This window comes from Stappia sp. G46H5W, assembly GCF_058448995.1.
On record NZ_JBZFLL010000001.1, the window covers coordinates 852,294 to 864,406 of the forward strand.

General features: G+C 62.1%; 10 protein-coding genes. 2 read left to right on the forward strand and 8 right to left on the reverse strand.

The features are described from left to right. Both rbbA and ACVJ6E_RS03450 read right to left on the reverse strand, forming a co-directional pair. Complete coding sequence (gene rbbA, locus ACVJ6E_RS03445; RefSeq protein WP_120268893.1) at positions 1 to 2,757, reverse strand: ribosome-associated ATPase/putative transporter RbbA; 2,757 nt, start codon at positions 2,755 to 2,757, stop codon at positions 1 to 3. Beyond that, positions 2,754 to 3,734, reverse strand: a complete 981-nt coding sequence (locus tag ACVJ6E_RS03450) for an HlyD family secretion protein (protein ID WP_120268892.1) — start codon at positions 3,732 to 3,734, stop codon at positions 2,754 to 2,756. The genes rbbA and ACVJ6E_RS03450 overlap by 4 nt, the downstream gene beginning before the upstream one ends. 198 nt (positions 3,735 to 3,932) lie before the next feature. On the opposite strand from ACVJ6E_RS03450, the gene ACVJ6E_RS03455 reads away from it, so the two are divergent. Both ACVJ6E_RS03455 and ACVJ6E_RS03460 read left to right on the forward strand, forming a co-directional pair. Further along, positions 3,933 to 4,184, forward strand: coding sequence for a hypothetical protein (locus ACVJ6E_RS03455; protein WP_147421858.1), 252 nt, complete (start codon positions 3,933 to 3,935; stop codon positions 4,182 to 4,184). Positions 4,185 to 4,515: 331 nt separating this feature from the next. Further along, positions 4,516 to 5,250 carry an aldolase/citrate lyase family protein gene (locus ACVJ6E_RS03460; protein ID WP_120268891.1) on the forward strand — a complete coding sequence of 245 codons (735 nt, stop codon included), beginning with the start codon at positions 4,516 to 4,518 and terminating at the stop codon, positions 5,248 to 5,250. On the opposite strand, the gene ACVJ6E_RS03465 is transcribed toward ACVJ6E_RS03460, so the two are convergent. From ACVJ6E_RS03465 to ACVJ6E_RS03490, 6 genes are read right to left on the reverse strand one after another with little or no spacing between them, the layout of a single operon-like run. Next, on the reverse strand, positions 5,234 to 6,145 hold the full coding sequence (locus tag ACVJ6E_RS03465) for a GntR family transcriptional regulator (RefSeq protein WP_120268890.1): 912 nt from the start codon (positions 6,143 to 6,145) through the stop codon (positions 5,234 to 5,236). The genes ACVJ6E_RS03460 and ACVJ6E_RS03465 overlap by 17 nt on opposite strands. Before the next feature lie 34 nt (positions 6,146 to 6,179). Beyond that, the gene (locus ACVJ6E_RS03470; protein WP_120268889.1) at positions 6,180 to 6,989 is read right to left on the reverse strand and encodes a carbon-nitrogen hydrolase family protein; all 810 of its coding nucleotides are present in this window, start codon (positions 6,987 to 6,989) and stop codon (positions 6,180 to 6,182) included. A gap of 4 nt (positions 6,990 to 6,993) precedes the next feature. After that, complete coding sequence (locus ACVJ6E_RS03475) at positions 6,994 to 8,754, reverse strand: ABC transporter ATP-binding protein (RefSeq protein WP_120268888.1); 1,761 nt, start codon at positions 8,752 to 8,754, stop codon at positions 6,994 to 6,996. A gap of 1 nt (position 8,755) precedes the next feature. Beyond that, a complete protein-coding gene (locus tag ACVJ6E_RS03480; protein ID WP_120268887.1) occupies positions 8,756 to 9,589 on the reverse strand; it encodes an ABC transporter permease in 834 nt (277 codons plus the stop codon). Beyond that, entirely contained in the window at positions 9,586 to 10,527 is a 942-nt protein-coding gene (locus ACVJ6E_RS03485) for an ABC transporter permease (RefSeq protein ID WP_120268886.1), read from the reverse strand. The genes ACVJ6E_RS03480 and ACVJ6E_RS03485 overlap by 4 nt, the downstream gene beginning before the upstream one ends. A gap of 32 nt (positions 10,528 to 10,559) precedes the next feature. Next, a complete protein-coding gene (locus ACVJ6E_RS03490; RefSeq protein ID WP_120268885.1) occupies positions 10,560 to 12,113 on the reverse strand; it encodes an ABC transporter substrate-binding protein in 1,554 nt (517 codons plus the stop codon).

Here is a 12,113-nt window from a genome sequence, read left to right on the forward strand (position 1 = left end):
CTAGGCCTCCTGCTTGTCCAGAATGGCGATAGACAGGGCGGTGAAGAGAAGCGCGAAACCGGCCAGTGCCAGGTGATTGTGCCAAAGCTCGGCGAAGCCCAGCCCCTTGGTGAAGGTGCCGACGCTGACCTGCTGATACCAGGAGGACGGAAAGGCCAGGCCGAGCAGCCGGCCGCTTCCCGACAGGGAGGAGACCGGCACGACCAGACCGGAAAAGTTGACGGCGGGAATGATGGCGATGATCGCGGCGGCGAAGGTGGCGGCCACCTGCGTCCTGGTGAAGGTCGACACCAAAAGGCCGAAGGCCGTTGTGGCCAGGACGTAGAACAGGGTTCCCACCATGAGAGCTGGCGCCGAGCCCTTCAGCGGAACACCGAAAACCACATAGCCGATGACGACGAGGCTGGCGAAGCTGATGAAGGCGATGACGACATAGGGAAGCTGCTTGCCGAGCAGGAATTCGCTGCGCGTTACCGGCGTCGAGCGGAAATTGGCGATCGAACCGGTTTCCTTTTCCCGCACCACGCCCATTGCCGTCATGATGGCGGGGATGAGGACGAGCATCAGCATCATCACCGAAGGCACGATGGCAAACACGCTCTTGAAGGCCTGATTGTAGCGGAAACGGGTGACCACCTCGGTGGCATAGGGCGAGATCACCTCGCCGAACTGCCGTTCGACCTGATCGGTGTAGTAGCCAAGGGCCAGGCCCTGCAGATAGCCGCGCGCCGTCTCGGCCCGGAACGGCATCGCTCCGTCGATCAGCACGTCGATCTCCGGGGTATCACCGCGCAAGAGCCTGCGCCCGAACTCGGTCGGTATCTCGATGCCGATGCTGATTTCGCCGTCGACCATGCGCTGGTGCAGATCCCGCCTGCTGGTCGCCGGAGCGTGCTCCTCGAAATAGCGCGAGCCGGAGAAGCTCTCCAGCAGCGTCCTGCTCTCCATCGACTGATCGCGATCCAGCACCGCGTAGGGCAGGTTCTGGACGTCCAGCGAAATGCCGTAACCGAAGGTCAGCATGAGGATGACCGGCCCGAGAAAGGCAAAGACCAGCCGCATGGGATCGCGCAGCAATTCCATCGTTTCGCGGCGGGCAAAGGCCCAAAGGCGCGACGGGCTGAAAAATCCGCCGGTATCCGCGATTGGCGTCGGAGCCGGCCGCGGGGCCGCAATTTCGGGTGCGGACACCGGAGCTTCCTTCACCGGTTCCGGCGAGGCGTTCTGGCCGGACGCCTCGCGCAGGATGTCGATGAAGGCGTCGTTCAGGCTGGCCGCGCCCTTGCTGCGGGTCAGCTCGTCGGGCGCGCCGACGGCCAGCACCTTGCCCGCATGCATCAGCGAGATGCGGTCGCACCGCTCCGCCTCGTTCATGAAATGGGTCGAGATGAAGATCGTCACGCCCTGATTGCGCGACAGGTCGATCAGGTACTGCCAGAAAATGTCCCGTGCGACCGGATCGACGCCGGAGGTGGGCTCATCGAGAATGAGGACTTCAGGCTTGTGGATCAGCGCCACGGCAAGCTGCAGGCGCTGCTTGATGCCGAGCGGGAGCCCGTTCGGCCGCATGTCCGCTTCGCCCTGCAGGTCGAAGGTGCTCAGCATTTCCTCAATGCGGGCATCACGCGTTTCGGGAGCGAGACGGTAGAGGGCCGCGTGCAATTCCAGGTTCTGGCGCACCGTCAGTTCGGAATAGAGCGAGAAGGACTGCGACATATAGCCGACGCGGCGGCGAGTGGCCATGTCGCCGGCGTTCAGCGTCTCGCCGAACAGCAGCGCATCGCCCTCGCTTGCCGGCAAGAGCCCGGTCAGCATCTTCATCGTGGTCGACTTGCCGCAGCCGTTCGATCCCAGAAAGCCGAAGATTTCGCCGCGCTCGATCTCGAAACTCACATGGTCGACGGCGGTGAAGTCGCCGAAGCGGCAGGTCAGGCCGTGCGCCTCGATCGCCGGTGGTCCCTCCATCGGCACGCGCGGCGGCACCTCGACGGCGCGGTGCCCGCGCCGTTCGGCTTCCGGCAGCATGGCAACGAACGCAGCTTCCAGCGTCGAGACGCCGGCAGCCTGCCGCAGCGCCTCGGGCGTGCCCTGGGCGATGATCCGCCCATCCATCATGGCGGCCAGCCAGTCGAAGCGTTCGGCCTCCTCCATGTAGGCGGTGGCGACGATGACGCTCATGTGCGGGCGGTCGCGCCGGATGCTGGCGATCAGCTCCCAGAACTGCTCGCGCGAGAGCGGATCGATGCCGGTGGTGGGTTCATCGAGGATCAGAAGGTCCGGATCGTGGATGAGGGCGGAGCAGAGCGACAATTTCTGCTTCATGCCGCCGGACAGCTTGCCGGCCGGGCGGTCGGGAAACGGCGCAAGGCCGGTGGCCTCCAGCAGCGCCTGGATCCGCTCCGCGCGCTCCGCCTCCGACTGCGCGAAGAGTCGCCCGAAGAAGTCGAGGTTCTCGCGCACCGACAGGGTCGGATAGAGATTGCGGCCGAGCCCCTGCGGCATGTAGGCGATGCGCCGGCTGCAGGCCCGGCGATGGGCCGTGCTGGCCATATCGCCGCCGAACACAGTGACGGAACCGGACTGGATGCGGCGCACGCCGGAGACGATCGCCAGCAGGGTCGACTTGCCGACCCCGTCCGGGCCTATCAGGCCGGCCATGCAGCCGGCCGGAATGTCGAGCGTGACATCGCAAAGGGCTGTGATCTCGCCGTAACGATGCGTTACGCCCTGCAGCCTGGCGGCCGGTTCTCCCGTCATTGCGGCAGCTTGACCTCCAGGAAGTCCGGCCAGGCAACAGCAGGGTCGGTCCGCACATAACCGACGCCCGCGACACCGGCCTTGGCGCGGTCCTGATACTTGACCAGAAGATCCTTCGGGATGGACAGCTTCACCCGGAACATCAGGTTCTCGCGCTCATCCGACGTTTCCACCGATTTCGGGGTGAACTGGGCATTGCTGGCGACGAAGGTGACGCTCGCCGGGATGACGTAATCGGGAATCGGATCGAGGATCAGGCGCGCTTCGCTGCCGACCTGCAGCAGACCGGCATCGTGTGCCGGCAGGAAAATGGTCATGTAGATATCGGTCAGGTCGGTGAGCGTGAGCACCTTGCCGCCGGCGCCGAGCACCTCGCCTTCGCGGGCCAAAAGGTACTGGACCCGGCCGCCGCGGGGCGCGCGCAGCTGGGTATCGTCGAGAATGGCTTCGAGCTGGGCGACCGCAGCCTTGGCCGACTCGATGGTGGCCTTGGCAAGTTCGACGCCGGCCTTGGCCGCTTCCACCCCCGCCACGGCGGTGTCGAGTGCGGTACGCCGCTGGTCGGCAAGCTCCTGCGAGCTCACCTGCCGCTCGACCAGCGCGACGGTGCGCTGGTGCTCCTTTTCGGCGAGGTCACGCTTGGCCTCGTACAAGGCGACCTGGGCATCGGACTGGCGCAGCCCCTGCTCGGCCTGCGCGACCGTGGCGCGCGCCTGGGCGAGCCGGGCGTTGAGCTCCGACACATCCATGCGCGCAACGAGCTGCCCTGCCTCGACCATATCGCCTTCGCTGACCAGGACCTCCGTCACGCGGCCGGCCATCTTGGTGGCGACGTCGACGCGCTCAGCTTCGATCCTGCCGTTCGAGGACGCGATGCCCTCGGGCAGCTTCTCGGTGTTCATCGTGCGCCACAGATAGACCCCGCCTGCGACAGCCACGATCACAGCCGCCACGGCGATGACCTGTTTCCACTTCATCGAAAACCCCTCGCAAACAGAAAACCTGTGTCGCCATCATCCCGGCGTGCGCCTGCACAGCGCCGATCCTGCACTGCACACTGCACCTTTAGGTCACCCAGGTGCACAACCATTTGATGTCAATCAAAGGCGAGCTATCGAGAAAGGTTAATTTTCGACGGTAGCCGTCATGCCTCGACCTCCGGGACGTCCGGACCAATGCAGCATATCAATCTGATCGTGACTGGCATTTTATTCGTATGGCGCGGAACTCAAGGTGTCGGGCAGCATGAGCCGCCCCCCCCCCCACGCCTTCAACAGCTCGCGCTTGCCGAGCACGGCGCGTTGTCTATCGCAGTCGATATGCGCGTCGCCTTTTCAAGCGACGCGCGCTGGTTCGACGGGCTGGGCGGCTGGCTGTCCAACCGTCCCTTGAATGCCCCCTGGCTTTTCAGGCGCCTTCTTCCGTAATTTCGGGGCTGTGACATGCAGTGGACACGTGTCGCCTCGGCTTTGGACAACCTGATCCTCAAAGACGGGCAAGGCCAACTCTTGTCGTCGCAGTGGCGCCAGATACGCTAACATTTAAACTACCTTTGATCCCGAGCACGTCTGACTGACACCCTCAAGCAATCCGTGCGTCCAACCACGAGGCATGGGGCAAGTTGTTGCACAGGACAATATGTCCCGAGGAGACAGCGGCTCAAAACCGGATTCGCCTAGCATAATTACAAAAACCCATTTTTCTTTATTTTTTCCTAATATTTGGTATTTTTAAATCATTAAAAACGTGAGAGGTAACATGCATCCACAAACCGCCCTCTGGTTCTCAAGCCCGAACACCTGGTTGCTCGAGCTGCTTTCGCCGGCAAAGGTGCCGCACATCATTCTGGACATCGAGCATGGGACGTTCGACCTTTCCGCGACGGACAGCTTCATCTGCCTCGCCAAGGCGAGAGGATTTTCCGTACATGCCAAGACGCTGTCACCGGAGATGAGCCCGATACAGCAGATGCTGGATCTGGGTGCGGATTCCGTGATCGTGCCGCATATCGAGGACCTCACCCACGCACGGGACGTGTGTGCCTACGCAAAATTCGCCCCAATCGGAAAGCGAAGCTTTGGGGGAGGCAGAACCACCGGATATGGCGCACCGTCCGAGGACTATTTCGAAGCGCAAAATGCCCGAACACGCTGCTATCCGATGATCGAGACGGCGGGAGCCTTGCGGGATGTGACTGAAATTCTCGCGCTCGATTGCGTCGATGGCGTGTTTATCGGGCCTTCCGACCTCTCACTTTCCCGAGGCCGGGGACGATATACATTCAACGATGAAGACAGGACGGACCTGCAGAAGATCATCGATGCAGCTGCCGCCGCGGACAAACCCTGGATCATGCCGGCTTGGCGGGCGGGCGAACGGGCGTTGTCCCGAACCCATGGCGCACTGATTATGGCAGTCGCGGAAGAGCAGGATATCTTGAAAACCGGCCTTGAGGCCCTGCTGGGTCAGGCTGACTTCAGCGCTGTTGCATAAGCCTTTGCAAAACGGAGCGGCGGACAATTTGGAGATGCCGCTCCATCAAGGAGGAAGCCCACAGGAATTCGCCCTGCTCCAGCGCCTCGACAATCATCATATGCTCCTCGCAGGACTGCCGGACCCGCGCTGGATTCGTGGTGGTCGCGTATTCGGAAATTCTGCGCAGCTTGTTTTGCTGCTTGACCGCCTGAATAATGAATTCGTTGGCAGAAAACTCCGCAACCATCAGATGGAAGTCCGAATTGACTTCAAACAACGCGCGGGCGCTGGTCGTTTCCATTTTTCCGGCGAGCAATTCTTCGTGCAAGGAACGCTGCCGAGCAAGACGCGACGCATTCGGTTGAAAACTGTCCAAGCGCATTCCCGCCGGCTCTACCGCAAGGCGGAAATCATAGGACTGCAGCCGGCGTTCTTCCGAATCCAGCAGCGCCGCGAAGTGCCAGCCATAGCCGGACGAGCGTTCGACGATCCCATCGCGGACGAGCGCGATCAGCGATCTGTTCAAATCTGCCTTCGAAACGCCGTAGCGCTTGATAAGATCCGTTTCGGTAAAACTGTTGCTGAGTTTGCCCTCGCGCCAGTCGTTGCAGATCAGCATGTCGAGATCGTCGCTGTCATCGTCGGACAGCAGTTTTTCGACCGGGTCGGGCAGCTTCGCAAGGATCCATTTCTGGCCCTCGTCCCGGCTGATATTGCCGCTTTCCAGCAGGTGGAACAACGCTGCCCGGACAGGTGTCCTCGAAACGCCGAGCTGTGTCGCAAGCTTGCGCTCACTGACCTTCTGTCCGAGCTGATAGGAATCGTTGTGAAACAGTTGGAGAAGGCGTTGAGCAAATTCTTCCGGCTCAATGTGACTGCGGTTGCGTGGTGAGCTGGATTTCTCAGTGCTCATGCTTTTGGTCCTGCCCCTTCCTCTGGGCGTGTGTTCACATGCGCCGGTGCGTTGCCAGCGGGATCAACCGGCGCGCCCGCTCGATCGCTGTCCGGTCAATTCGGGCAGACACCAAACCTTCCCCCAACGGCCGGCATGCAATCACGCCGCCCCACGGGTCGACAACCAGACTGTGGCCATAAGTGTAAAGCGTTTCCCCGTCTTCCTCATAACGCCCTTCCTGCCCCGGCGCCACGACATAGCATTGCGTTTCGATGGCACGGGCCCGCAGGAGCGGCTCCCAATGCTCCTTGCCGGTCTGCAACGTGAAGGCGGCCGGCAACACGACGACCTCCGCCCCCGCATCCACCAGGGCGCGAAAGAGTTCCGGAAAACGCAGGTCGTAGCAGATGGCACAGCCCACGGTGATGCCGTCGAGGTCGTAAGTCACCACCTGCGTGCCGGGCGTATAGACCTTGCTCTCATCGTAGACCGTGCCGTCGGGCGCGGTGATGCGGAACATGTGGATCTTCCGGTAGGAAGCGACTTCCTTGCCCGACCTGTCGAAGACAAAACTGGTGTTGAAGCGTTGCTCCCCCTTCGCCTCGGTCAGCGAGCCGCCATGAATATAGACGCCGTGGCGGCGGGCCATGCCTGCCAGCATCTCGTAACCGGCACCGCCAGGACAAATCTCGCCCGCCGCGCGCTGCGTTTCGGCCGTGCCGCCGAAGAAGGTGAAGCACTCCGGCAGCACGATCAGGTCGGGGCGCTCCTGATCGACAGCCTGCCCGATCAGCCTTTCTGCGGCCGCTATATTGTCTGCCGGATCGATGCCGACATTCATCTGGACAAGTGTGACTTTCATGATCCTAGTCCTGGGTGAGAGCGACGAAATGGCCAGGGGCGGCTTCATGCAGCCGGTAGTTCGGCCCCTCTTCGTAAAAGGGAAGGTCGTTATACTGGGCAGCGCGGTCGGGTACCCGGCGCGCGTGCACGTCGAAACCACCGTCTCCATTCGCTCTGACGACGGCCGAAGCCGACAACAAGCGCCTGGTGTAGGGATGCAGCGGCCGGTCGTAGATTGCATCGCGCGGTCCGGTCTCGACCACCCGGCCGCGGCGCATGACCATGACGCGGCTGGCGACCTGTTCGACCACGGCAAGATCGTGCGATACGAAGAGGTAGGAGAAACCGAACTTGTCCTGCAGCTCCATGAGCACATCCAGCACCTGAGCCTGCACCGTCAGGTCCAGGGCGGAGACGGGCTCATCGGCCATGATGATGTCGGGCTTCATGATGATCGCCCGGGCGATGGCGACACGCTGCTTCTGTCCGCCGGAAAGCTCGTGCGGGAACTTCTCGACCTGCCGCTCGTCCAGGCCGACATCGCGCATGCATTGCAACACCCGGCGGGCCTTTTCCGTCCTGTCCAGACCTTTGGCATGGCGCAGGCCTTCGCCGACAAGTTCGCCGATGCGGAAGCACGGATTGAGGCTTGAGGCCGGATCCTGAAACACCACCTGCATCTTGGAACGCATCGCTCGCCATTCTCGGCGGTTGGCCGGGTCGAACTTCCGGCCGTCGACGTGAATCTCGCCGCCGGACATCTGCTGAAGCCCGGTTATCGCCCGGCCGAGGGTTGTCTTTCCCGATCCCGATTCCCCTACAATGGCCAGGTTCTCGCCCCTGTTCAGCTCCAGGCTGATGCCGTGCACCGCCTGGAAATCCTCCCGGCGGGACCAAGGCCATTTGCGCTTGCCGCGATAGACGACAGCCGCCTTGTCCACGGTCAGAAGCGGGGCCGCGGGCCTTGGCTGCGTCACCCACTTGCCGCGCTTCGGGCTCGCGGACAGCAGCATGCGCGTATAGGCCTGTTTCGGATGCTGGAAGACCTCCTCGCAGGACCCGGCTTCGACAACCCTTCCCCGCTTCATCACGGTGACATCCCCGGCATATTCGCCGACAAGGCCGAGGTCATGGGTGATCAGCAGGACGGAGGTTCCCGCCTCCCTCGTCATTTCCACCATCAGATCCAGCACCTCGCGCTGAATGATGGCATCAAGGGCGGTGGTCGGCTCGTCGGCAATCAGCAGCTTGGGCTTCAATGCCAGGACCGAGGCCAGCATGATCCGCTGGCGCATGCCGCCCGAATATTCGCTCGGATAAGCTCGGAAGGCTCCGGCCGGATTGCGGATGCCAACCCGATCCAGCATCGCCAGGCAATAGTCATAGATCTCCGCCCGCCGCATCGACGTGTGAAGACGCAGGCCTTCGCGCATCTGGTCGCCGACCGTGATCGCCGGATTGAGCGACAGCATCGGCTCCTGGAAGACAAAGCCGATCTCCCTGCCCCGTATCCGGCGGAATTCTCTCGCACCGATCCTGTCCAGCCTTTGGCCAGTAAAGCGAATTGAGCCTCCACTCTGGCAGACCGCATTCGGCAGCAGACCGACGATTGAGCGGGCCAGCATGGTTTTGCCTGATCCAGATTCGCCGACAACAGCATGCACGTGACCGCTTTTCAGCGACAAGCTGGCCTCTTCGACGATGGGCCGGTGAATGCCGAACCGGGTTTGCAGGGAAAGCTCCAGGCCGTCGATTTCCAGAAGGATGTTGTTGCGCTCGGCCATGTCAGATTTGCTCCATCCTCGGGTCGAAAAAGTCGCGCAGAGCATCGCCGAGCAGGTTGACAGCAAGCAGTGTTGTGGAGATGGCGAGGCCGGGGGCAAGAACCAGCCATACGGCGGTACTCGCAAATTGCTTGGTGTCGGCCAACATGCCGCCCCAGGTCGGGTGAGGAGGCGGAACGCCGAGACCGAGAAAGGCCAGCGCACTTTCCGAAAGAAGCGCCGTTGCAAAGAGCGAAGTAGCTATGACAGAGACCGGCGTGATGCAGTTCGGCAGCACATGCCTGATCAGCGTGTCCAGATGGGAGTTGCCGAGAGCCCGTGAGCTGTCGACGAAATCCTTCGCCCGGATGCTCAGTACGGTGCCCCGGACAACCCTTGAAACGCCGGGGGCGTAGGAGATACCGAGGGCAATGATGACGCCGTATTTGCCGGGGCCGACCGCAGCCACGATGCCGAGGGCGAGCAAGAGGCTCGGAAATGCGATCAGGGCATCCATGACCACGCCGATGGCCCGGTCGGTGCGGCCGCCGAAATAGCCGGAAACAGACCCCACAAGGATACCGGCCAGCACAGCGACGGTGACAGAAAGCGTAGAGATCGTCAGGCTTTCCCAGGCGCCGACAAGAATGCGGGAAAGCGTGTCGCGGCCGAACTGGTCTGTCCCGAGCCAGTACTCGGCACTTGGTGGCTGCAGACGCGCGGCGAAATTGACCAGCAGCGGGTCGTGCGGCGTCCACAAGCTGCCGAGCAGTGCGGCCAGCAGGAAGAAGGTCATCAGAACCAGGCCGGCGCAGGCGTTCAAACGCCCCTTCAGGAAACGTTGGGCGAGGGTCATAGTTTTACCCTGGGATCGAACACGGGATAGAGAAGATCGATGATCGTGTTGATTGCGACGTAGATCGCGACAATGAAGATCAACACGCCCTGGACGACGGCGTAGTCACGGGCAAAGATCGCATTGACCATGAGACGGCCGAGACCAGGCAGGCTGAACATCTGCTCAATGACGACGACACCGCCCAGCAAGTGCCCCAGAATGAGCCCCAGAACCGTCAATGTCGGTGCGAAGGCATTGGGGAAGACATGTCGCCTCAGGAGACGACCCTCGCCGACCCCCTTGGCGCGCGCATGCGTGACATATTCGAGCCCCATCACCTCGATGGTGCTGGCGCGTGACATGCGGGTCAGCACCGCAACTTCGGTCAGAACAAGGGCGACGACCGGCATAATCAAATAGATCATGCCGGCGGCGGGATCCTCGAACACCGAAACGTAACCGACAGTGGGCAGCAGCTTCCACTTGGCACCAAAGAACGTAAGAAGCAAAAGGGCCGTCCAGAAACCGGGAACCGAAAGGCAAAGCGTGGCGATGCCCACGATCGAGGCGTCGGTCTTGGTGTTTTGCTTCCAGCCGGCAACAATACCGGCTGGAATGGCAATGAAACCCGCAATGACCGTTGCGGTCAGGACGACGATGGCGGTGACCGGAAAGGCGGCCCGGATCTCGTCGAGAACCGCACGTCCCGTTTGCACCGAAACGCCAAAGTCGCCCCGCAGCAGTGCCGCCGCCCAGGTCAGATATTGCGTGACCAGGGACTGGTCGAGGCCAAGCTCCCTGCGCTTGGCCTCCAGCGCCGCCGGATCATCGATATCGCCGATGAACAGCAGTGCCGGGTCTCCCGGAATGAGACGCATCAGGCCGAACACCATGATCGACGCAAGGATGAGTATCGGTATGGCCGATATCACCCGTTTCAAAGCATAGGCCCACATGCACTACCTCCCTGGAGAACCTGGTCGTCGTCTTATTCGCCGGAGGTCCGGACGCCCCACAAGCGGGGTGACTCCAGCGGCCAGAGTTCGAAGCCCTCGACCCCGGCATTCAGGCCGACGGCCCGCGCCGGGTTGAAGAGGCCGATCACAGAAGCGTCTTCGACAATCAGGGAATGCGCCTTGCGGAAAAGGTCAGCCCGCGTTTCGGGATCGGTGGCAACGCCCGACTGGTTGACTAGCTCGACGATCTCGAGCGCGTCGACAATGGCGTTGCCGCGGCTGACCTTGTCGCCGACAACGACATTCATCATCAGGGTGGGATCGCTGCGGGCGGAAAAGCCCATGACCATCATCTGGAACTTGCCCTCCTTGTAGGCAGCGTACTGGCTGGCCCAGTCGAGCACGTCCAGCTCCACATTGATGCCGGCTTGCTGAAGCATGCTCTGGATGGCGATGGCCGCGATATTGTCGAAGGGATAGGTCGCGTTTGTCACCAGCTTCAACGGCCGTCCGTCATATCCGGCCTCAGCCAGAAGCGCTTTCGCCTTGTCCGGATCGTATCCAAGCCCTTCGGCGAAGGCCGGCCCGAAATAGGACGAGGCCCGCGGCACAGCGGAGGGGTTCGGCTTGCCGAGGCCGTTGGTTGCGCCCGCGGTCAATGCGTCGATGTCGATTGCGTGGCCGATGGCCTGGCGCAAGCGCCGGTCCGACAGAAGCGGATCGGTGTTCTGCATCATCAGAACTTCCCATTCCGGTGTCGCAACGGTCTGAACGCTCAAGCCTTCCGTGCCTTCCACTTCGGCAAGGGTGCTCAGATCGAGACGGGGCAGGACATCGATATCACCGGCGAGCAACGCGGTCTTCGCCGCGGCCGCATCCGGCGTGACCAGAAACCGGACTCTGTCGACAAAAGTCTCCCGGCTTCCGGAGTATCCGTCGCGGGGCGTGTCGAGCGGCACATAGCCGTCGAAGCGGTCGAGGCGGACATATTGTCCCTTGCGATGTTCGCCGAGCGTGAAGGGGCCGGTCGCGATCAGTTTCTCCAGCTTGCCGCCCTCCCCGACGGAATCCGGATGAACGATGCCCGACAGGCAGACCTTGTGGGCCATGCGCGTCAGGAACAGGCCGTTGGGTTCTTCTAGGGTAAAGCGGACATGGCGGTCATCGAGCACTTCGATGGACGTGATGTCGATGCCGAGGCTGCCGCCCTTGAACCAGCTCCGGCACAGGAAGCCGGTATTCTTGTCGAGCAGGCGGTCCCACGACCACTTGACTGCCCGGGCCGTCACCGGTTCGCCGTTATGGAAGACGGCGCCCTTGCGAAGGGTGAAGGTATAGCTCCGCCCGTCCTCGGAAACCTCCCAGGACTCCGCCAGCATCGGACCTACGGAGAGGTCGTTCCTGTAGGCGACAAGCGCCTCCACGATATGGTGCAACACCGTATCGGTGTTGGCGTCCCGGTTGACGCCGAAGTCTATCGACCGGATGTCACCCGGGAGCGAAACCGTAATCTCGCTCGCATTGGCGGCGCCAGACGCCAGTGCAAATGCGGTTGCAAACAACGCGCTTTTGATATGCTTTCCCAT

Excerpts from the sequence above, each read along its gene's own strand:
- rbbA (WP_120268893.1), bottom strand. The coding sequence starts at position 2,757 with ATGACGGGAGAACCGGCCGCCAGGCTGCAGGGCGTAACGCATCGTTAC.
- ACVJ6E_RS03490 (WP_120268885.1), bottom strand. The coding sequence starts at position 12,113 with ATGGGAAAGCATATCAAAAGCGCGTTGTTTGCAACCGCATTTGCACTG.
- ACVJ6E_RS03460 (WP_120268891.1), top strand. The coding sequence starts at position 4,516 with ATGCATCCACAAACCGCCCTCTGGTTCTCAAGCCCGAACACCTGGTTG.
- ACVJ6E_RS03465 (WP_120268890.1), bottom strand. The coding sequence starts at position 6,145 with ATGAGCACTGAGAAATCCAGCTCACCACGCAACCGCAGTCACATTGAG.
- ACVJ6E_RS03485 (WP_120268886.1), bottom strand. The coding sequence starts at position 10,527 with ATGTGGGCCTATGCTTTGAAACGGGTGATATCGGCCATACCGATACTC.
- ACVJ6E_RS03480 (WP_120268887.1), bottom strand. The coding sequence starts at position 9,589 with ATGACCCTCGCCCAACGTTTCCTGAAGGGGCGTTTGAACGCCTGCGCC.
- ACVJ6E_RS03455 (WP_147421858.1), top strand. The coding sequence starts at position 3,933 with ATGCAGCATATCAATCTGATCGTGACTGGCATTTTATTCGTATGGCGC.
- ACVJ6E_RS03450 (WP_120268892.1), bottom strand. The coding sequence starts at position 3,734 with ATGAAGTGGAAACAGGTCATCGCCGTGGCGGCTGTGATCGTGGCTGTC.
- ACVJ6E_RS03470 (WP_120268889.1), bottom strand. The coding sequence starts at position 6,989 with ATGAAAGTCACACTTGTCCAGATGAATGTCGGCATCGATCCGGCAGAC.
- ACVJ6E_RS03475 (WP_120268888.1), bottom strand. The coding sequence starts at position 8,754 with ATGGCCGAGCGCAACAACATCCTTCTGGAAATCGACGGCCTGGAGCTT.